At 63.9% G+C, this 21,210-nt stretch carries 18 protein-coding genes; 7 read left to right on the top strand and 11 right to left on the bottom strand.

Annotated elements, in window-relative coordinates:
* Window positions 1–504: 504 nt before the first annotated feature.
* From MQW79_RS09545 to MQW79_RS09525, 5 genes are read left to right on the top strand one after another with little or no spacing between them, the layout of a single operon-like run.
* Window positions 505–1,386 carry a hypothetical protein gene (locus tag MQW79_RS09545; protein WP_476584267.1) on the top strand — a complete coding sequence of 294 codons (882 nt, stop codon included), beginning with the start codon at window positions 505–507 and terminating at the stop codon, window positions 1,384–1,386.
* Entirely contained in the window at window positions 1,386–1,541 is a 156-nt protein-coding gene (locus MQW79_RS09540) for a hypothetical protein (protein WP_476584266.1), read from the top strand. Before MQW79_RS09545 ends, MQW79_RS09540 begins: the two co-directional genes overlap by 1 nt.
* Window positions 1,538–1,900: a hypothetical protein gene (locus MQW79_RS09535; protein WP_476584265.1), complete on the top strand. Its 363-nt coding sequence runs from the start codon at window positions 1,538–1,540 to the stop codon at window positions 1,898–1,900. The genes MQW79_RS09540 and MQW79_RS09535 overlap by 4 nt, the downstream gene beginning before the upstream one ends.
* A 51-nt stretch (window positions 1,901–1,951) precedes the next feature.
* Window positions 1,952–2,926, top strand: coding sequence for a metallophosphoesterase family protein (locus tag MQW79_RS09530; RefSeq protein ID WP_476584264.1), 975 nt, complete (start codon window positions 1,952–1,954; stop codon window positions 2,924–2,926).
* Entirely contained in the window at window positions 2,923–3,741 is an 819-nt protein-coding gene (locus MQW79_RS09525) for a metallophosphoesterase (protein ID WP_476584263.1), read from the top strand. Before MQW79_RS09530 ends, MQW79_RS09525 begins: the two co-directional genes overlap by 4 nt.
* 699 nt (window positions 3,742–4,440) lie before the next feature.
* Here the strand turns inward: MQW79_RS09525 and MQW79_RS09520 are convergent.
* Both MQW79_RS09520 and MQW79_RS09515 read right to left on the bottom strand, forming a co-directional pair.
* Window positions 4,441–5,937: an integrase arm-type DNA-binding domain-containing protein gene (locus tag MQW79_RS09520; RefSeq protein WP_476584262.1), complete on the bottom strand. Its 1,497-nt coding sequence runs from the start codon at window positions 5,935–5,937 to the stop codon at window positions 4,441–4,443.
* Window positions 5,938–6,190: 253 nt separating this feature from the next.
* The gene (locus tag MQW79_RS09515) at window positions 6,191–7,216 is read right to left on the bottom strand and encodes a LacI family DNA-binding transcriptional regulator (RefSeq protein ID WP_476584261.1); all 1,026 of its coding nucleotides are present in this window, start codon (window positions 7,214–7,216) and stop codon (window positions 6,191–6,193) included.
* Window positions 7,217–7,338: 122 nt separating this feature from the next.
* Between MQW79_RS09515 and araD the strand changes: the two genes are divergently transcribed.
* Together araD and MQW79_RS09505 are read left to right on the top strand one after the other, a co-directional pair.
* On the top strand, window positions 7,339–9,081 hold the full coding sequence (araD, locus tag MQW79_RS09510) for an L-arabinonate dehydratase (protein ID WP_476584260.1): 1,743 nt from the start codon (window positions 7,339–7,341) through the stop codon (window positions 9,079–9,081).
* 14 nt (window positions 9,082–9,095) lie between these two features.
* Window positions 9,096–9,995 (top strand): dihydrodipicolinate synthase family protein, encoded by a 900-nt coding sequence (locus tag MQW79_RS09505; protein WP_476584259.1) that lies wholly within the window; start codon window positions 9,096–9,098, stop codon window positions 9,993–9,995.
* Here MQW79_RS09505 and MQW79_RS09500 read toward each other — a convergent pair whose 3' ends face one another.
* The 9 genes from MQW79_RS09500 to MQW79_RS09460 all read right to left on the bottom strand — a co-directional run bounded on the left by MQW79_RS09500 (window position 9,996) and on the right by MQW79_RS09460 (window position 21,210).
* On the bottom strand, window positions 9,996–11,729 hold the full coding sequence (locus MQW79_RS09500) for a hypothetical protein (protein WP_476584258.1): 1,734 nt from the start codon (window positions 11,727–11,729) through the stop codon (window positions 9,996–9,998). It lies immediately after the preceding gene.
* A complete protein-coding gene (locus tag MQW79_RS09495) occupies window positions 11,726–12,868 on the bottom strand; it encodes a protein-glutamate methylesterase/protein-glutamine glutaminase (RefSeq protein ID WP_476584257.1) in 1,143 nt (380 codons plus the stop codon). Before MQW79_RS09495 ends, MQW79_RS09500 begins: the two co-directional genes overlap by 4 nt.
* Window positions 12,869–12,876: 8 nt before the next feature.
* A complete protein-coding gene (locus MQW79_RS09490; RefSeq protein ID WP_476584256.1) occupies window positions 12,877–13,749 on the bottom strand; it encodes a CheR family methyltransferase in 873 nt (290 codons plus the stop codon).
* A gap of 53 nt (window positions 13,750–13,802) precedes the next feature.
* Window positions 13,803–14,264 carry a chemotaxis protein CheW gene (locus MQW79_RS09485; protein WP_476584255.1) on the bottom strand — a complete coding sequence of 154 codons (462 nt, stop codon included), beginning with the start codon at window positions 14,262–14,264 and terminating at the stop codon, window positions 13,803–13,805.
* An 8-nt stretch (window positions 14,265–14,272) separates the two neighbouring features.
* A complete protein-coding gene (locus MQW79_RS09480; protein WP_476584254.1) occupies window positions 14,273–16,114 on the bottom strand; it encodes a methyl-accepting chemotaxis protein in 1,842 nt (613 codons plus the stop codon).
* Window positions 16,115–16,185: 71 nt separating this feature from the next.
* Window positions 16,186–18,291: a HAMP domain-containing methyl-accepting chemotaxis protein gene (locus MQW79_RS09475; protein ID WP_476584253.1), complete on the bottom strand. Its 2,106-nt coding sequence runs from the start codon at window positions 18,289–18,291 to the stop codon at window positions 16,186–16,188.
* Window positions 18,288–18,797, bottom strand: a complete 510-nt coding sequence (locus MQW79_RS09470) for a chemotaxis protein CheW (protein ID WP_476584252.1) — start codon at window positions 18,795–18,797, stop codon at window positions 18,288–18,290. The genes MQW79_RS09475 and MQW79_RS09470 overlap by 4 nt, the downstream gene beginning before the upstream one ends.
* The gene (locus MQW79_RS09465; protein WP_476584251.1) at window positions 18,794–20,845 is read right to left on the bottom strand and encodes a chemotaxis protein CheA; all 2,052 of its coding nucleotides are present in this window, start codon (window positions 20,843–20,845) and stop codon (window positions 18,794–18,796) included. Before MQW79_RS09465 ends, MQW79_RS09470 begins: the two co-directional genes overlap by 4 nt.
* On the bottom strand, window positions 20,842–21,210 hold the full coding sequence (locus MQW79_RS09460) for a response regulator (protein ID WP_476584250.1): 369 nt from the start codon (window positions 21,208–21,210) through the stop codon (window positions 20,842–20,844). Before MQW79_RS09460 ends, MQW79_RS09465 begins: the two co-directional genes overlap by 4 nt.

The raw sequence follows: 21,210 nt of genomic DNA, 5'->3' as shown, positions 1-21,210 counted from the left end.
CAAAAACTATTTTTCGAAACAGTAGATTTTATTGCTATCGACGTTCGCAGGAACGTTCACAACACGTTGAAATCTCTACGATCCAATGTTTTCTAGGGCTGTAGAGGGGTCGCCAAGAACGTAGAGGCTAACGTAGCGCGATCCGGCGAGTTCTAGAAAAGTGTTATTGAGGCCTTCTGGAGGATTGTTGACACCGACCGCCCCCTTTTGACGGACCTCTGGCTGCCGTAAATTGGTTTCATCAAGCAACGGATTTGCCAAATATTCCGACGCACACAGCTTTCTCCAAATTCCACGGACGGCGCCCACAAGAGCGCTGAGAAGCTCGCGCCCATACAGTTCTCCCGCATCCGCTTCAGGATGCCGGCGGCTGCTGCACCCGCGGTGTCGGAATTCGTATCGCAGCTCGCTGAGTTGGATGCAGATCTGAAGCAAGAACAGAAACCACGACCGCGGATCGGACTACCGAAGCGGCTCTAACAGCGCTCAGGGGAGCATCATTACATGACTAAGAAAACTGCGTCTTCGGACGCCACGGCGAAGCCTTGCCCGATTGCCGATAAAGCTGACCGCCAGATCATCGAGACGCCGCACGGCGCCGTATCCATCCGGTCGCTCCATGCGAGCCTCACCCGCGACGCCGCACAGGCCGTCAGCGCCTTCTTCGAGAACGAGCGCCTCGGATGGCCCGAGAAGCTTGTCATCGATCCTTTTTGGGCCGTAGAGCGTATCAACTACGACGACGGCAGGCCGGCGATCATCATCGCTTCTGACAGCGATCTGCTCGCGACCGAAACGAAGCTCGCTGCCGTGCGGGGGCATGACGGCGATCTGATCCCCGTGCCAGGCGACGATCCCGATTTCGAGGAATCGATGCGCTATAAAATGGAGCGCAGGCTCGGCGTCTGGATCTCGCCATCCTGGTCGACAGCAACACTGCTTGACGATTTCGGCGATGGCACCGTTCTCGTCGTTTCCGGGCCGGACGCAGCACTTGTCCAGCGGGCTGGGAACATCCTCAGCGCAGCTCTCGATTTCGATCTTGCCTCGGATAGCGACGAGCCTACCTGCGACGAGGACGACGTCGATGTCATCGACGAGGACTGCGAAGCCGTTTCGGCACCGTCACGCAAGCAGCCCTTCAGCGACGACAAGGACCTCGACGAACTCGTCGACGCCTACAACCAGCTCGGCGCCACCTACAGCTCTTATGCCCGCGCCCTGAGGACTGGCGACGATGAAGTCGCTGATCGACTCGCCCTGGTGCTGACTGAGCTCGAAGTTTGGATCGAGCGGCTTGACATGCCGGCTTTCGTCTCTCCGGAAGCGCGTGCCGAGGCCATCTTCGCGATCCGCGACAGCAAGCGCAACGGACGCCGTCGCTGATGATCGCCGCGACCCCAAAACCAACAGGAGCGATCGGCTCGCATGCCGGTCGCGACACCCAGGACGAGCTGCAGCTGATGCAGAAAGCGCTCGCTGAATTGCTCGTAGACGAGGCGCTCGACGACCTCGAGCGCGAATGGAGGAAGCGAAAATGATCGCACTGAATCCTAAGACCGCGATTGCCAGCCAGATAGCCGCCGGCAAGAGCGTGGCCGACATGGCGAAGTCGATGGGCGTGTCGACGCAGACCATCTATCGCCGGATCGATGCATTCGGCCTGCAGCTTCCCCGCCGGCTCAAATATCAGCACGTGCCGCATGGCCGCGATCTGATGCGTGAGCTCGAAGCCGGCGCGACGATCGCGCAGCTGTCCGCAGCGGCGGGGGCTTGGGGCGTGCCACGGCAGACACTGTTCGCTGTCGTCAATGGCGACCGGCCGTGCCCGCCGAGGATCTTGGCGGCGTTGGGATTGGAGAAGGTGCCGTCCGGAAGGCGGCTGTACAGAGAGCTCTAGTGGCTTGCTAACGGATCCGGCATACCCTGCGGATCACGGGGAAACACAACAATGAGCCAAACCTTTTTCACGGCCGATACGCATTTCGGCCACGCCAAGATCGTCAGCATGTGCGAGCGACCTTTCGACGTCGACCAGCACGACGAAGCGCTGATCCGCAACTGGAACGAGCGCGTTCGCGACGATGACATCGTCTATCATTTGGGCGATTTCGCATATCGCACGTCGCCGCAGCGCGTTCGCTGGATCTTCGATCAGTTGAACGGCATCAAGCATTTGATCGCAGGCAATCATGACCACTTGCACGGCGCCAAGATCCATCCGACGCAGACCTTGCCGTGGGAATCGATCTCGGAGCAGAAGGAGATCGTGATCGACGGCCAAGCCATCGTTCTCAATCACTACAGCCTGCGCGTGTGGAGGAACATGCGCAGGGGCGCGATCCAGCTCTATGGCCACTCGCATGCGCGGCTGCCCGGATCGCGCCAGTCGATCGATGTCGGGGTCGACAACTTCAATTATCGTCCTGTCACTTTGGACGAGATCCGCGCGCGCCTGGCGCTGTCGTCGCCGATCGAATTCCGCGATGCCGACGACGAGATCGAGCAGCTCGTGCCCAATACGGGCGTGAACACGATGTTCGTCAGCCGCGACATCGACGGCGGTTTCATTCTGCAGCCGCAGCACGTCGACGAGCCCAAGCCTGTCGCGCTGCAGTACGGCGGCCAAGTGCCTGTCCGCGTCAGCGGCCGCAATCTCGTCATCCGGCCGGAGCACGTCGCCGGCTTCGAGCAGACGATCGCGGAGATGCGCCGCTTCCAGCAGCCCAACGCCGTCCGCGTCTCCATGACGGACGGCAAGCTCAGCATCGTCGGCACCCGCATGGGCGACGGCGAGTATCCTCGCCTCGAGGACGGCGTGCTCGTCGTCCCCGCCCGTTGGGACCACGATGCCTATGCGATCGACGAGCGGCACGTCGACGCGCTGCGCGAGATGCTGTCGCCGAGTGCGGGGATGAAGCCGTGAAGATCTGGACCTTCAGCGATCTGCACATGCCGAACGGATACATTGATGCCGATCGGTATTTTCCATCGATTCCAGATGCGGACGTCTGCGTCGTCGTCGGGGATCTGATCGAAGGCGATCCCGAAGAGGGCGTAGCATGGCTCGATTTCTACATCGGCCAGCACATGCCTGTGGCTTACATCCTCGGCAACCACGAATTCTACAGCTTCGAGCGCAGCATGCAGCGCAACCGCGAGCTCGCCGGGCGCGCAGCAGCGCGGACGAACAACAGGGTACACGTCCTCGACGACATGGTCTTGACCATCGATGGCGTGAAGATCCTGGGCACGACGCTCTGGTACGATCTCGCGATCTTCGGCCGCGATACGCACACCATGGCATATGCCTCCCGCGGCGCCGCGCAGCTCAATGACTCGCGCTTCCGGCATCGCGACGAATCGACCGATCGATGGACGCCATCGCTTGCCCGGCAGCAGCACTATCGATCGAAGCGATGGCTGGAAGCAGAGCTGGCCGCGAGCGACATGCCTACAGTCGTCGTCTCGCATCATGCCCCGCACCCCGGATCGATCGCGACCCGCTTCGCGAAGGACTGGTCGACTGCAGGCTTCGCCAGCGACCTCACGCGGACGATCGAGCAGTACAAGCCGTCGCTGTGGCTGCACGGGCACATGCACGACAGCTTCGACTACACTGTCGGCGAGACGCGCATAGTCTGCAATCCGCACGGCGTAGGCCGCGAGAACGAGCGCGACTTCGACCCCGCGATGATCATCGAGATCGGGGGTTATGAGCCGAAACCACCAGGTATGTGACGGGCTTCGAAAACCGACAGGGAATGTGAAGCGTGGGCGACTGCGCTTCATTTCTCCGCATACGGCTCCGATCTCCATAGCTGGATCTGCCTGACACCGTCCGGCCGGCGCATGATCGTGCGGCCGACATCATCCGGCCCCGGGAAGCGCGATCGCACGCTGACCCAGTCGCTCTTCCCACATTTCGAGCACGCCGGCCGCCACTCGTGCGCGAGCATGTTCGGGTCGTAGACCTGCACTAGATCGCTGGCATAGAAGTGCAGCGTGCGCCGGCACAGCGCGCATCGCACGCGCACGATCCGGCCATCCGCTGCCCAATGCTTCAGCTGTGCCCACTTGCTCCGATTTGATGGCGGGTTGTGTCCCAACGGCGATTCCTCTTCGCCGGCAGAATAGAACGGAACGAGAACGGATTGGAAGGAAGTTCTCCACTCTGCGACGGAACTTCACACCCAAGATCACACCAGCAGGTGTGAAGTTTGATGTGATCTTCCGCCAGATTGTGGGGGAAATCAGAGGCACACCGGTCCCCGTAACCGGCTTTGTTCTCAATGACCAAAATATTGGTCATTATGCCCATCAATCGGCTTTAGCGACCAACATAATGGTCACTATCGCCCACGCTCGAAAAAGCAAAAGGGCCGCCGAAGCGACCCTTTCCATGGCCCAAACTCTTGCTTGCGCTGGCGGATTGTGGGGCTAAAGCGCGACGGGCTCCGGCGACATCGGCGGCACGACGACCTTCACGTCCTTCTTGAGGGAGACGCGTGGCCGCTTGCCGGACTTGTGGGCGTCTCGCTCGGCGACGATGAAGCGCTTGAGCCAGTCGACGTCTTCCAGCCTCTTGTCGAACCGCAACTCCTCCGCAGCCGCCTCCTCGAGCAATCCTGCCCATGCCCTCATCATCGGCCACTTGGCGTCCGTTCCGTCGTAGAGATAATGGACCCGGGTCACGTCGCCAGAGCCGTGACCCTCGTTGTGATCCAGGATCGTCTTGACCTCGGCGAGGGTCCACTTGAATGCCTTGCTGCCATGCTTGGCGAAGGCACGACGGATGTCGTGAGGGGTCCAGTCGACGCCGGGCATGTACATGAGCCCGTGCTGCAGATTCGATGCCGCGATCGATGTCACGGGATCGCCGGCCCGACGTGGGCGCAGCGCGGGGAATGCATACTGGCTGGTGTCGATCGTATCGCTCTCGTCCAGCAGCCGCTCGATGACACTCCAGATGGATGCCGGCAGAGGCACGATGTGACTGTCGGAATCGCGACGCTTCTCGGCGGTCTTGCGATGCGTCGGCGGCATAATCCAGAGACCCTCGCCGTTGCCGATGCCGTAGAAATGGCGGCGCTCGGCGACCACAGTTGCCGTGGCGCGCTGGACACCGAAGATGAGCAGCTGCAGGGCTGCGCTCACTGTCGGATGGAAGACGCCGGAACGGGCGATGATCAACGCACGAGCGACGAAGCGCATGTCCGGCGCCGTCTTGACCACGCGAGCGGCCGCTGCGGCGCGCGTGCGCCTTGGTGCTTCGAGATCCATCATGACGCGGGGACTGTCGAGCCCGGAGAGGTCCTGCTGGTTCATGTGGCCCATCCAGCGCCACATCGGTCGGATCACGCTCGCAACGTGTTCCGCATGACGTTCGACGCCGCGTCGATGGATGTCAGCAATCGCCGCTGACATCGCCTTCAGGCTGATCGACGCGACAGGCTTGCCGGCGAAACGCTCGAGCTCGGGCGTGCCCAGGACGGACTTGTAATCGGCCCATGTGCGCTCCTTGAGCGTCTCGGCGACGTGAGCAAGATACTCGCGCTTTCCGTCCTCCCACGACCACTTCAAGCTCAGCCGAGGATCGAGCTCGGGCGCTTCCGGCGCCTCGACCTTGCCCAAACGGATCCGCTGCAGGTGGACCCATTCCGCGTCCGGGCGCTGCAGGCCCGAGCGCATGACACGCTGCGCCTCGGCTGCGATGTCTCTGGCTTCCGCGATGCTCCAGTCGTCGATGCCGCCGAGATCCAGCCGGCTTTGCTTGCCGTCGAGCTGGAACCGCAGACCCCAACGAGCCCCTCTTGCGCCGATACGGATGCACAGGCCTTCCGCACGCGCGTCCGTAAGCTCCGACTGCTTGGCGCCGGGGACGGATGCGGCCTTGGCCTTGGCAATGGATTGTGCTGTCAGAACAAGTTTCGGCATGGGTAATCGGACTAGGACGAGATTAGGACGACCTGCACAAAAACAGGACGAGCCCTCGATTCCTAGCCGCAAGCGGCAATCATCGTTAATTTCCAAGGATTGCGGGCGTCTCGGGGATGCCGTAGGGTGGCAGGAATGGCTCCTGACAGCTTTGACACGCGGAATCATAATCCGTGTGTCGGGGGTTCAAATCCCTCCTCCGCTACCAAACCCTTCCTTCCAGATGGATCTGCCCGGTCGGCTCGCCTGAACCTCAGGCTGAACCGCGGCGGATCAGTTCATAGCCGACATCGTTTATCGTTTCGGGCCTGGCGCCGCCAAAGCGGGCGAGGAGTGCGTTGGCGGCCGTCTGGCCGAGGTTTTCCCTGTCGATGCGGATGGTCGTCAGCCCTGGCTCCGTTGCCGCGGCAAAGTCCTGGTCGCCGAAGCCGATGACGGCAATATCCCTGGGCACTGACAGGCCGCGCGCCGCAGCTTCGATCAGAATGCCCTGGGCGAAGAGGTCGGAGCTGCAGAACAGCACAGTGCCGCGCTCCAGGCCGGCTTCGACCAGATTGGCAAGCGCCTGGCGTCCAAGACCGAGCGTGGCCGCGCTCGTAAAATCAAGGCGGTGTGGCTGAGCCCCCATATGGACGGCAATTCGGGCGGCAAAAGCGTCGCGGCGACGTTCCGCCCGCTCGTTTCCGGCGGTCACGGTGATGGCCCGGCGATAGCCGGCCGCAACCGCAAAATCGGCGGCGGCCTGCGCTGCGGCCTCCTGCGCAAAGCCGACACAGCAATCGATGGGTGTCTGGGTCAGGTCCCAGATCTCGACCACCGGAATTTCGGCATTGAGCAGCATGCGCCGCGCGCCGGCGCTGTGTTGCACCCCGGTGAGCAGGATGGCGTCGGGCCGGCGCGACAGGTGTGCGGCGATGGCCTGTTCCTCGCGCTCGGGGTCATAGCCGGTTTCGCTGAGCATGATCTGGTAGCCATGGCCGCGCATGATATCGGAAAAGGCCTGCAGCATGCTCGCATAGACGATGTTGGTAATGGACGGCACCAGCGCCGCGATCAGCCGGGATTTGCTGGAGGCGAGCGCGCCAGCCACGGCATTGGGCACATAGCCGGTGCGGGCAATGGCGTCCCTGATGCGCTGCAGCGTCTCGGCCGAAACCTTTTCGGGCGTGGCGAGGGCGCGCGACACGGTGACCTGCGAGACGCCAGCCAGCCGCCCCACCTCGGCCATGGTCACGCCGCTGCGGCGCTCGGTGTTGTCCGTGCGGGACCGTGCCACCATTGAATGCTCCGACTGCTTTCCAACCATCATGTATGCGTGTTCACGACGTCAAGGCAAGTCGCAGAGCCAATTGACGATCAGTTATGTATGCGCATACATTTAATGGCAAAGGGGAGGAGCCAATGGGTTCAGCACCAAGAAGGCGCGCCGAAGACTTGCGATCAGCGCGCTGGTTCGCGCCCGATGACCTGCGCAGCTTCGGTCATCGTTCCCGGATGATGCAGCTGGGCTATTCCGAGGCCGATTTCATGGGCAGGCCCGTGATCGGCATTCTCAACACCTGGTCCGAGCTCAATGCCTGCCATAGTCACTTCCCTGAAAGGGTCGAGGCGGTCAAACGCGGCGTGCTTGCTGCCGGCGGCTTTCCGGTGGAGCTGCCGACGCTGTCGGTGGACGAGAGTTTCACCAAGCCCACCTCAATGCTCTACCGCAACATGCTCGCCATGGAGACGGAGGAGATGATCCGCTCGCATCCGCTCGATGGTGTCGTGCTGATGGGCGGCTGCGACAAGACCACGCCTGGCCTCGTCATGGGCGGCATCACGGCTGCCGTGCCGATGATCTACCTGCCGGCCGGCCCGATGCTGCGCGGCAACTATGCCGGAAAGGCGCTGGGCTCGGGTTCGGATGCCTGGAAATACTGGGACGAGCGCCGCGCTGGCAATGTCAGCGACGAACAATGGCAGGGGGTGCAGGGGGGCATTGCCCGCTCGGCCGGGGTCTGCATGACCATGGGCACGGCCTCCACCATGACGGCCATTGTCGATGCGATGGGGCTGACCTTGCCGGGCGCCTCGTCGATCCCTGCCGTCGATTCCGGGCATCAGCGCATGGCAGCGGAGTGTGGTCGGCGGATCGTCGACATGGTCTGGGAGGACCTCACGCCGGACCGGATCGTCACCGATGCCTCGGTGCGCAATGCCGCTATTGTCGCCATGGCCACTGGCTGCTCCACCAATGCGGTGGTGCACCTCATCGCCATGGCGCGCCGCGCCGGGGTGGCGCTGGGCCTTGACGATCTCGACGTGCTGGGGCGCGAAACGCCGCTGCTCGCCAATGTCCGGCCTTCGGGCAAGGACTATCTCATGGAGGATTTTTATTTCGCAGGCGGTCTGCTGGCGCTGATCCGGCAGATCGCGGACCGGCTCGACCTTGATGCGCCGGCGGTCAATGGTCGGACGCTGGGCGAGAATATTGCGCAGGCCGTCGTCTTCAATGATGACGTCATCCGCCCGCTCAATAACCCCGTCTATCACGAGGGCTCGCTGGCCGTGCTGCGCGGCAATCTCTGTCCCGATGGCGCCATCATCAAGCCGGCAGCCTGCGATCCGAAATACTATGTCCATGAGGGACCGGCGCTGGTCTTTGATTCCTATGCGCAGATGAAGGCGGCCATTGACGATGAGGACCTCGCCGTGACGCCAGACCATGTGCTGGTACTGCGTAATGCGGGGCCGCTGGGCGGTCCGGGCATGCCCGAATGGGGCATGCTGCCCATCCCCAAGGCGCTGATCAAACAAGGCTATCGCGACATGCTGCGCATTTCCGACGCGCGCATGTCGGGCACATCCTACGGGGCCTGCGTGCTGCATGTGGCGCCCGAGAGCTATGTGGGCGGGCCGCTGGCTTTGCTTCGGACCGGCGACATCGTTCGTCTCGACTTGCCCAGTCGGCGGCTCGACATGCTGGTCAACGAGGCCGAACTGGCTGAGCGCAAGGCCGCCTGGATTCCCCCGCCGCCCCGCTTCGAGCGCGGTTGGGGCTGGATCTATTCCAGGCACGTCACCCAGGCCGACAAGGGCTGCGATTTCGACTTTCTCGAGCGCGATTTCGGCCAGGCGGCCGGCGAACCGGATATTTACTAGGGAAGGCCGCGACAATGGCACTGACACTCGACCAGGCACTGATGGGCATTTCCGGCATTCTCGTCACGCCCTATGACGCCAACGGCGACGTCGCTCCGCAAAAACTCGTGCCCGTTCTCGATCGCGCATTGGGCGCCGGGCTGCATATGCCTGTCGTCAATGGAAATACTGGCGAATTCTACGCCCTCACGACCGAAGAAGCGTCGGTCATGGTGCGCGAAGTGGTGCGCCTGGTCGACGGACGCGCGCCGGTTCTGGCCGGCGTCGGGCGCGGCATTCGCGACGCCGTGGCGCTGGCGAAGGTTTCGGCCGCAGCCGGGGCGACGGCGCTGATGGTGCACCAGCCGCCTGACCCCTTCGTCTCGCCGCGCGGCACGGTGGACTATCTGAAGGCCGTCGCCGACGCCTCGGACGGTCTGCCGATGATGCTCTATCTGCGCAATGACGCCATCGGCACCAAAGCCATTGCGGAGCTCTGTGCGTTGCCGCAGGTCAAGGGCATCAAGTGGGCGACGCCCAACCCGCTGAAGCTCGCCGAAGCCATGGCCGCCTCCGATCCGGGCCTGGTCTGGGTTGGCGGGCTGGCAGAAATCTGGGCGCCGGCCTTTTACGCGGTGGGTGCCCGCGGCTTTACCTCGGGGCTGATCAATGTCTGGCCGGAGCGCTCGCTGGCCATCCACGCGGCGCTTGAGGCGGGCGACTATGCGGGCGCCAATTCTCTCATTGCCGGGATGAAGGCTTTTGAGGAAATCCGCGCCGAAGAGATGAACGGCACCAATGTGACCGGGGTCAAGGCGGCCCTCAAAGCGCTCGGCCGCGATTGCGGGCCGACACGCCCTCCCTCGGCCTGGCCACTGACCCAAAGCCAGCAGGCAAAGCTCGATGCCTTCATTGTCCGTAACGGGCTGCGCTGATCACAGCATGAAGGCGTCGAGGTCCATTTCCGCTTCCGGCTCGGGATCGTTGGCTGCAGCGATCGCTGACGCCTTCGGGAACAGCCGGTCATGGGCCTGCCGCTCGGCCTCCATCGTGTAGGTCTTGCGCAGCCCGGCAAGGATTTCCGTCAACTCGACCGAAAGGCCTGAAGGTGCGGGGTCGCGTGAAAGGGCTGCGACGGCCAGGGCGAGGTCGTCGAGTGTCTCGGCCATGGCTGACTGGCCGGAAAGGCCGGAAGCGGCGCCTTCGAGCAGCTTGATGACCTTGGGTCCATCAGCGTTGAGCCTCGCAAGCGCTGCCGCCATGTGCTGGTCGAGGCGGGCAAGAATATCGAGGGCGAGATTGGCCTGCTGCTCCAGTTCGCCCACCTGACCGGCGCCCTGACCGGATGCGGCGCCGAATGAACCAGCAAGGGTGGAGGATTCTCCGAGCCGCGCCATGGCGGCTTCTGCGGCCACTACGGTCTCGCTGGTCAACTCGCGCAATTGCGTGGCGATCACGGTGAGCGAAGCGCCGCGCGGCCCCAGCTGGGCGCAGCGCACAGCGGCATTGAGACTGACGAGGCGCATATTGGCCTCGATCTCCTGCACCGCTTCGACATGTTCGAGCAGCGTCCTGACGGTGCCCTGCACCGCTGCAGCGACGATTTCGAGTTTGCCGCGCTCTGTTTCGAAATCGGCAAGGATGGTCACGGCAGTGCGCAACTGTGCCGAGAGACTGGCAATCGCAGAGGACTTGCCGCGGTCGTCGCCACCAAAGTCGCGGCTGCGCGCCATGATCGTGCCGGCGTCGCTGGCAAGGGCCGAAAGGTCTGCTTCGGCCCGTTCGACTTCCTGGGCAAAACTGGCGGCGGTCTGGGTAAGCTGGGTCTGTTCGAGCGCGGCAATGGCGGCGAGGGCAGCCGCATGGTCGTCGGTGTCAATCGCCTGGCCATGGGCCGGCTTGCCGTCCAGCAGGTCCGCCAGGGCGGCAAGGCCGGCCTCGACATGCTCGATGCGCTGGCGGGTCGCGTCCCCGACCTGAAGCGACATGACGGCGCTGCCGATGCGGCCGACGATCTGACGGGATACCCGACCGGTTTCGGCGCTGCTATCGAGCGCGCCGGCGCGCTGCTGGCCGAGGGCATCGAGCGTCGTGGCCAGGCTCGATCCGAGATGGGTGAGGGTATGGGCGTGCGTCGCCTCGAAGCGGGCACGCTGGCTGGCGGCGCGATCGACCTCGGCGGTCAACTGCCGGTAGACCTGGGCAAAATCCTGGATGGTGCGGTTGGCCGAGTCCGAGAGGGTGGCAATATCGGTGGTGAAGACGTCGAAATCGTCGCTGTCGCCGACAATGCCGGCAGCGGTGACGCGTGCATTGACCGAGACAATGCCCATCATCTTGACCGCGCGCTTGAGGTCGGAGATCGGAGAATTGGCGGCGGCAACCACTTCGACCAAGCGCGCCAGGTCGGCCTTTTCCTGCGAAAAAGTGCTGGCGAGCTGTTCAGCCCGGGCGGCCACTGCGTTTAGACGGGTCGTGGCCTCCTCGACCTCGGCGCCACCCAGGGCCTCCGGCAGAGCTTCGAACACGCGGCTCAGCGTGTTGAGCAAGGCCGCGCCTTCGGTGAGGCGGCTGCCCACGGCCACGAAGGCGGATTCAATGTCTTGTCTGGGACGGGCAAGGTCATCGGCCAGCTGCCGGATGGCGGCGGGATGGACTGTTGTGCTCATGCGGCGCCTCCCGGGGCGGATGCAGTCTTGCGGCCAAAGGCGACGATTTCGCCGGCCATCTTATTGAGGGGCAGGGTGCGCAGGGCGGCGCCGCGCTGGATGGCTTCCTTGGGCATGCCGAAGACGACGCAACTGGCTTCATCCTGAGCCAGGGTAAGGCTGCCCATCTGGCGCATTTCAAGCAGGCCTCTTGCGCCATCGTCGCCCATGCCGGTCAGGATCATGCCCATGGCGTTTTTGCCGGCCGCCTGGGCGGTCGAGCGGAACAGCACGTCGACCGAGGGGCGGTGGCGCGAGACATGCGGGCCTTCCTCGATCTTGACCGTATAGCGCGAGCCATTGCGTACCAACATCATGTGCAGATTGCCCGGCGCGATCAGCACGTGGCCTGGCTGAACCAGGTCGCCATCCTCGGCTTCCTTGACCGTGACCGCGCAGCTCATGTCGAGGCGCCGGGCAAAGGCAGTGGTGAACTTTTCCGGCATGTGCTGGACAATGAGAATGGGCGGGCTATTGGCCGGCAGGGCCTCGAGCACCTCGCGCAGAGCCTCGGTGCCGCCGGTGGAGGCCCCGATGGCGACGATCGGCTCGGTTACCGGCAGGCGGGCAATCAGGCTCTCGCGGCGGGCATCGGAAATGGCCGGGATGATGGCGTCGGCCGTCAGCTTGGCTTCCACCTTGACGTCGGGGCTGGGCACGCGGAGGGCTGGCGCGACCTTGGCAATGCCGCGCATCTTGGCATGGGCGGCCGCCTTGGCGGCGTCGCAGATGCGCATGCGCGATTCCTGCAGGAACTGGGCCGTGTCGACGCGTGGCTTGGCCACCACGTCGACGGCGCCGGCTTCGAGCGCCTGCATGAAGGCATCCGAGCCGTCCTGGGCCAGGCTCGAGCAGATCACCACCGGAATGGGGCGCTGGCTCATGATCTTTTTCAAGAAAGTGATGCCGTCCATGCGCGGCAGCTCGATGTCGAGGAACATGACGTCCGGCACTTCCTGGCGGATGCGTTCGACCGCGACATAGGGGTCGGCGGCGGTGGCCATGACTTCGAGGTCTGGATCGGCCGAGATGATGTCGGAAAGCGTCGTGCGCACGGAAGCGCTGTCATCGACAATCAGGACGCGGATTTTCGGGCTCATCGGACGGCTCAGACCTTCTGGAAGACGGCAGGCGCGATCTGGCGCATGGTGATCGAGGTCCCGATCATGGACTCCGAATGACCAAGAAGAAGATAACCGCCGGGCCGGAGATGCCCGACCAGCCGGCGGATTACGTCGGCCTGATCAGATTTCTCGAAGTAGATCAGCACATTACGCAGAAAAATAATGTCCACATCCCGGTCATAGGGATAGGTGTCGTCCATGAGGTTGAGGCGGTCGAAGCGCACCTGGCGACGCAATTCGGGCACGATACGCACTTCAGGGCGGGCGCCGGGGCGGCGCGCATGCATGAGGTAGCGCGACTGCATGCCCAGGGGCACAGGCGCGATCTGTTCAGCCGGATAGATGGCGCGGCGTCCGGTCTCGATGACATCGGTCGAAATGTCGGTGCCCAGGACCGCGAAGCGGAAATCCCGGCGCTCCATGGCGAGGTCGGCGAGGACCATGGCAATGGTGTAGGCCTCGGCGCCCGTTGAGCTGGCCGCACTCCAGACTTTGAGCAATGGCGCCCGTTCGCGGCGACCTGCCAGCAGGCCCGGCAGCAGCACCTTTTCCATGCACTCGAAATGTTCGGGCTCGCGGAAGAAGTCGGTCTTGTTGGTAGTGACGGCGTTGATCAGATAGGTCAGTTCGCGATCGAGTCCGTCGCCGCGGAACAGGTAGTCGCCATATTCGGCGAAACTGTCGAGATTGAGATGCCGGAGGCGCCGCCGAAGCCGGCCCTCCACCATCAGGCGTTTTGCGGGCGGCAGTTTGATGCCGACTTCCTTGCCGATCAGCGTAGCGATGCGCTGGAAGTCGCGCATGTCGAGATGGTCTTCGGCATCGTCATGCAGGATTTTGCTGGCAGTGGCAGACATAAACTCACTCCGATACGCGGGGTCCGGCCGGCCCGTAGGCCGATCAGGGCAGGTCAGGCTGCGATGCCAAGCGCTGCAGCGTCGCCAAGCAGGCGGTCCAGGTCGAGGACGGTGACAAAGCGGCCATTGCGGCGGCCAATGCCCTCGATGCAGTGCCCGCTCCAGCGGGCGCTGATGGCGGGGGGCGGATCGAGGGTCTCGCTGTCGAGCACCGTGACTTCAAACACCCGATCGGCACGCAGGCCAACGGTCACGGCCCCCGATGGCCCATTGACGGCCAGTACGACAATGCGGGTGTTCTCCGTATCGGCGGCCGGATCGATGCCCAGCGTCAGCCTCAGGTCGAGCACCGGGACGCCCTCGCCGCGCACGTCGATCATGCCCAGGAGGTTTTCCGGGGCCCGGGGCAGGCGGGCTATCGGCCGCATGTCGAGGATTTCCTGCACCTTGGTGACGGGCGCCGCAAAGAGGTCGTCGGCGACACCCAGGGTGACGAATTGAGAGAGTTCGGCCATGATCTTTCCTATGCGGCGCCGCGGCGGGTAAATTCGGAGTCCAGCTCGTCCTGGCCCTCTTCGAGGGAAATGTCGAAGCCTCCGCCGCGGGATTCGGCTGCCGCGCGGCCGGGCCTGCTCTTTTTCATGTGCGGGGCCTTGGCCATCACTGCGTCGCGCAGCTCCGAATCCTGGGCTTGAGCGGAAGCCGGGGCCGCAACGGCCCGGCCCGAACCGGCCTCGATGCGGAAGTAGCTGATGGCTGATTGCAGGTGCTCGGCCTGGCTGGCCAGTTCCTCGGAGGTCGATGACAGTTCCTCGGCAGCCGACGTGTTCTGCTGGGTGACCTTGTCGAGCTGCTGGATGGCCGTGTTGATCTGGGCGGCGCCGGCATTCTGTTCCCTGGAGCCAGCGGAGATTTCTTCCACCAGTTCGGCGGTGCGCTGGATGTCCGGCACGAGCTTGCCAAGCATGGCGCCGGCCGACTGGGCGGCCTTCACCGTGGTGCCCGAGAGGGTCGAAATTTCGGCCGCGGCAGCCTGGCTGCGCTCGGCCAGTTTGCGCACTTCCGAAGCCACGACGGCAAAGCCGCGACCGTGCTCGCCGGCACGGGCGGCTTCCACCGCGGCATTGAGCGCAAGGAGGTCGGTCTGGCGGGCGATTTCCTGAACCACCATGATCTTTTCGGCGATGGTCTGCATGGCGGTGACGGCATTGTTCACCGCTTCGCCCGAGGCGATGGCATCCACGGCCGACTGGCGGGCGATCTTTTCAGTCTGGCTGGCATTGTCCGCCGACTGCTTGATGGTGGCGGCCATTTCTTCCATGGATGCGGAAGCCTCTTCGGTCGAGGAAGCCTGCTCGGTGGCGCCCTGGCTCAGCTGTTCGGCGGTGGCCGACATTTCCTGGCTGCCAGCGGCAACATTGCGGGCCGCCTGCATGGCGTCGGAGACCACATCGCGCAGCTTTTCGACCATGCGCTCGAGTGCCAGGCCGAGCGTGTCCTTGTCGGAGAGCGGGGTGGGGCGCACGGTCAGGTCGCCATCGGCGATCTTGTCGGCAATGCCCGCCGTCTGGCGCAGGTTGTCGGTCATGGCATTGAGCGCGTCGACCAGGATTTCCACCTCGTCACCCGACTTGACCGACACTGCGGCAGAGACGTCGCCAACGGCCACGGCATTGGCCAGGTTGGTGGCCGCCGTGAGGTTGCGCTTGATGCCGTTGGTGATCAGCAGCACGATGCAGGCGGCAATTGCCGTGACCAGTACACTCACGCCAATCATGATCCAGGTGAGCAGGCCAAACAGCGCTTCGCCTTCTTCCTTGAGGTGATGGGCGGCCGCGAGCTGGTAGGAGGAGAGCTCGGCAATAGCTTCCGTGGTCGGGTCGATGGCGGCATAAAGCTGGGTATCGGCAAAGGCCTTGAGGGCCTCGATGTCGCGACTGGCAAGGATGGTTTCGAGCTGGGCAACCTTGGCGTCGGCGGCGACCTTGCTGGTCTCGACGCGGGCGGCGATCTCGGCCTCTTCGGCGGTCATAAGCCCGGCGGCGTAAGTATCCCAGTGTTCGTTGATGATTTCGCTGGCGTCATGGACCCGGCTTTCGGCCTCGGTCCAGCTCAGCGAGCCCGACGCGACGCGATGGGTCGTGTCGACAATGTCGATGGCATAGGCATCGGAGACAAATTTGAGCTCTTCGAGCGGCACGATGCGTTCATCGTGAATGGCCAGCATGGCGTGGTCCATGCTCCACATGCCGAAATAGCCCACGCCGCCGACAATGCCCGCTATGGCAATGCTGGAGGCAAGCTGCAAGGCGAGAATTTTTGCCGGTATGGACCGGAACATCGGGCGGCGGTGACTGCTCATCATTGGTCCCTTCTAGTGATTGTCAGCCATGCCCGGCCGCCTCCTGGCGGCCGGGTCTAGATAATCGGACTGGATCAGGCGGCGCCGCGGCGGGTGAAGTCCCCGTCGAGGTCGTCACTGGCGTCGCCCATGTCGAGGTCGAAGCCACCACCGGCGCCGCCCTTGGCCTTGGCCTTTGCGGGCTTGCCCGGCTTGGCCCTGGGCGCCATGTGCGGCGCCTTGGCAAGGATGGCGGCCTTGAGATCGGCATTGGCAGGCGCCGGGTCATTGGCTGCCGCAACCGAGCTGGCGTCGATCCGGAAATAGCTGATGGCGGCCTGCAGCTGTTCTGCCTGGCTGGCCAGCTCTTCCGACGTGGCCGACATTTCCTCGGCCGCCGAAGTGTTCTGCTGGGTGACCTTGTCGAGCTGCTGGATGGCCGTGTTGATCTGGGCGGCGCCGGCATTCTGCTCGCGGCTGCCAGCGGAGATTTCCTCCACCAGTTCAGCGGTGCGCTGGATGTCGGGAACCAGCTTGCCGAGCATTTCGCCGGCCGACTGGGCGGCCTTCACTGTGGTGCCCGAGAGGGTCGAGATCTCGGCTGCGGCGGCCTGGCTGCGCTCGGCCAGTTTGCGCACTTCCGAGGCCACGACCGCAAAGCCGCGACCATGTTCGCCGGCACGGGCGGCTTCCACCGCGGCGTTGAGGGCGAGGAGGTCAGTCTGGCGGGCGATTTCCTGCACGACCATGATCTTTTCGGCGATGGTCTGCATGGCAGTGACGGCATTATTCACCGCTTCGCCCGAGGCAATCGCATCGGCAGCGGACTGGCGGGCGATCTTTTCGGTCTGCGAAGCATTGTCCGCCGACTGCTTGATGGTGGCGGCCATTTCCTCCATCGAGGCCGAGGCCTCTTCGGTGGAGGAGGCCTGCTCGGTGGCGCCCTGGCTCAATTGTTCGGCGGTGGCCGACATTTCCTGGGAGCCGGCGGCGACATTGCGGGTTGCCGCGGTCACCTCGGTGACCACTTCGCGCAGCTTGGTGGTCATGGCATTGAGGGTCTTGATGAGGTCGGCGACCTCGTCGTCGCCCTTGACCACGGCCGAGGCGGAGAGATTGCCTCCCGCCACTTCGTCGGCGAGGCGCACGGCGCTGGAGAGAGCCCGCGAGATGCTGACGACGATCCAGGTGGCGGCGACCAGGGCGATGAGAGCGGAGCCAACCAACAGGCCGATCAGCAGCATCATCGAATTGTCGTAGAGGACCTGGGCTTCGGCGTCAGCCTGGATCATCAGCTCCTGGTTCCGGTCGATCATGGCCTGCAGGATGGTATTGGCGTCGCGACGGAGCGTGCTGACGGTTTCAAGCGACAGATTGGCGTAGAAATCGCCGTTTTCCATCGAGACGGCGACCGCCTTGTTCATGGCAGCCACCATGTCGTCATAGGCACTGCGCGCGGCATTGAACAGGGCTGCGTCAGAGGGGGGCATGATGCGACCCATCTCGGCCACGCGCTGCGCATTGGCCTCGACGCCCGCCAGATAGTCCGCGTTCCAGGTTTCCTGGAGTGCGCGATCCTGCGAGGCGGCAAGCAGGACGTTGCGCTGCTGGCGGAACATGTCGGTGCCGGTCACGAACATTTCGGTCGCGGCCTGGTAGCCGGCAAAGGCCGAGATATCGCCCGCTTCCACCTTGCGCTGCAGCGAGGCGCGCAGGGCAGCCATTGTCTCCTCGAAGACGCCGAGTGACCCCGAACCTTCGCTGCGGCTGATCTGCAGGGCGGCGGTGTCCGAATTCTTGAGCGTCAGTTCCTCTGCCACCTGAACTTCGGCCCACATTTCGCTGAGCTTGGCGCCGAAGGCCGGCAGTTGTTCACGAATGGCCGGATCGGCAACATTGGCTTCGAGCGAGGCGAGGCCCGCGGTCAGTTCCGCATAGTCTTCGGCGACCGATGCGACATAGTCCTGCTTGGTCGCCGGATCATTGCTCAGGATCATTGCCCGCATGCGCGAGCCCAGGCTTTCCAGGCTGGTCTGCATCTCCGATGAGGTGACGAGATTGGCCGAACGGACCTGTACGATCGTCTCAAGCTTGGAATTGAGCGTACCCAGGTTCTGCAGGGCGATAAACATGCTGCCGGCCGACAGCGCAACGACGATGCCGAAGACGGCCGCCAGTTTTGTCTTAATAGTCAGTCTCACGATGCAGGCCTTTCTTCTGAAGCTGCAACAGGCGCGCTTCTGGCGCCCGGTGTTTCGAAAATTCGTTCCATGTTCGGAATGATGATGAAGCCGCCATTGCGCTTGCCGATGCCCTTGATGAATTCGGGGCGCCAGCGCATGCCGACCTTGGGTGCCTCCTCGATCGAGGCGGCTTCGATGTCAGTGACGTCATGCACCTTGTCGGCGAGGATGCCGGCAATGGTTGGCTCGCCGTCCATGTCCACTTCCATGACGACGATGCGGGTGTCCTGGTCGGGTTCGGGACGGTTCATGCCAAACATGACCCTGAGGTCCGCCAGCGGCACGACGCGGCCGCGGACATTGATGAGCCCGCCCACGAAGTCAGGGGCGTTGGGCACTTCGGTGATGGGCACGAGGTCGAGAATCTCGCGCACCCGGCCCGCTTCCACCGCGAACAGTTCGTCATCAAGCCGGATGGTAAGAGCCGTCATCGAGGAGGGCAGGTGGTCCTGGGTCTGGCTCATGCGGCCCTCCCGGTGAGGTTGCGATCGACATAGGTCTGGCCCGAGGCCACCAGATGCGCCGTGTCGAGGATCAGGGCCACCGTGCCGTCACCCAGAATGGTGGCGCCGGAGAAGGACTTGATCCCGGAATGGAGCTTGGAGAGCTGCTTGATGACGGTCTGGTTGTTGCCGATGATCTGATCGACCACGAGCCCCACCCGGCCTTCGCCGGAGGAGACGATCACCACCTTCTGGTGCGGTTCCGGCTCCGACGTCGTGCCGAACACTTCACGCAGCCGCAGATAGGGGACGAGGGCCCCGCGGATGTCGAGGAAGTTGCGGCCCTTGGCATGGGCCACGATGCCCTCGGGCAGCTCGACGCACTCTTCCACGGCGGCCAGCGGGATGGTGTAGCGGCCGTTGCCGACGCGGACCAGCATGCCATCGATGATGGCCAGGGTCAGCGGCAGGCGCAGCGTCATGGTCGAGCCTTCGCCGGGCTTGCTGGCCACGTCGATCGTGCCGCGCAGCCCGTCAATGGTGCGCTTGACCACGTCCATGCCGACGCCACGACCCGAGAGGGAGGTGACTTCCTTGGCGGTGGAGAAGCCAGGCGCGAAGATCAGGTGGTGCAGTTCCTGGTCGGTGAGCTTGGCGTCGGGAGCAATCAGGCCATTTTCTTCGGCCTTGGCGCGTATGCGCGCCGTGTTGAGCCCGGCGCCGTCATCGGTGACCGAGATGGCGACTTCGGCGCCGGAATAGACGGCGGAGAGTCGCACGACCCCCTTGGCCGGCTTGCCGGCAGCGATGCGCTTGTCGGCGCTTTCGAGGCCGTGGTCGACCGAATTGCGGATGAGATGGACCAGGGGATCGGCGAGGCGCTCGATCATGGTCTTGTCGAGTTCGGTGTCTTCGCCCGAGGTGATGAACTCGATCGGCTTGCCCAGTTCGCCCGAGAGGTCGTGGATGAGGCGACGGAAGCGGCTGAACAGGGTGCCGATCGGCACCATGCGGATGCCCATCGTGGTATCGCGCAGACCTGAGGAGAGGCGTTCGAGCTCTTCGGCAATGGTCTTCAATGCCGTGTCCGAGCTGAGGCCGGCAATCTGGCTGAGCCGAGCCTGGGCGATAACCAGTTCGCCCACCCGGTCCATCAGCTCGTCAAGGCGTTCCGCCGGGACGCGCAGCGACGAGGCGGCACGATCGGGCGCTTCGGGTGCGGCATTGGCCTTGGCGCGGGGCGCTGCCGCAGCGGCGGGCTGGATTTCGGCAACGGCCATCTCGAGCAGCGCTGGCGCCGGGGGCGGCGCTGCCGCGGCAATGGCCGGCGCAGCCGATACGGTCTGTGCCGCGTCATCGAGCCGCGCCAGGGTCAGTTCCATATTGTCGCGCAGGAACAGGAACACGTCGTCGATCGCCGCTGTCGGATCGGCTGCCTCGATGTCAACGCGCCAGCCGATATGGGGTACTTCGGGGTCGAGCGTCGCCAGATCCGGAATGCGGCCGGTCAGCGCCGTGACCGTGGTCGGTCCGATCTGGGCCAGCTCATCGAGCAGCAGCAGCGGGTTGGTGCCGTAGATGAGCGCGTCGGAAGGCAGATAAAATTCGAGCCGCCAGATGGATGTGGCGGCCGGCACAGGCGCAGTCTTGGGCTCCGGGGCGACAGGCAGGGCCTGAGGCGGCGCGGCGGAGGGGATGCCGCCCGAGATCACGGCCCGCAGATGGTCGAGAATGTCAGCGCCGCCGCTGATCTCGGCATCGGGCGTCTCGATCAGCAGGTGAATGTGATCCTTGGCGTCGAGCGCCACTTCGATCAATGCCGAATTGGCCGCGCTCTGGCCCTTGCGCACCTGGTCAAACGCGGTCTCGAACTCGTGGACGAATTCGGCAACCGCGGTGAAGCCAAACATGGCCCCCGACCCCTTGATCGTGTGCAGGGCCCGGAAGGTCGAGTTGATCAGGTCGGCATTGGAGGGATCCTGCTCAAGGTCGAGCAGCCCGGCTTCGAGCTGGTCGAGCAGCTCGCGCGCCTCCTGGCGAAAAGTCTCGGTCGGATCGGATATGTTCATGCGCCCGTGACCTTCTTTATGATTGCAAGCAACTGATCCTGCTTGAAGGGTTTGACGATCCAGCCGGTCGCGCCTGCTTCCTTGGCCTGGCGCTTGAGCTCTTCGTCCGACTCGGTGGTGAGCAGGATGATCGGGATGCCCTTGGATGAGGGGTGCTGGCGATATTTGCGGATGAATTCGATGCCATTCAGCACCGGCATGTTGAGATCGGTGAGGACTGCATGGACCGTGTTGGTGGTGGCCTTTTCATAGCCTTCCTGGCCATTGCCTGCCTCGATCACGTCGAGACCGGCTGACGTCAGCGTCATGGCCACCATCTGGCGGATGGAGGCGGAATCGTCGATCGTGAGGATAGTCTTGGTCAT

The organism is Devosia sp. Micro-HW1 (genome assembly GCF_056341075.1).
This window is presented reverse-complemented; position numbering and strand designations above follow the sequence as displayed.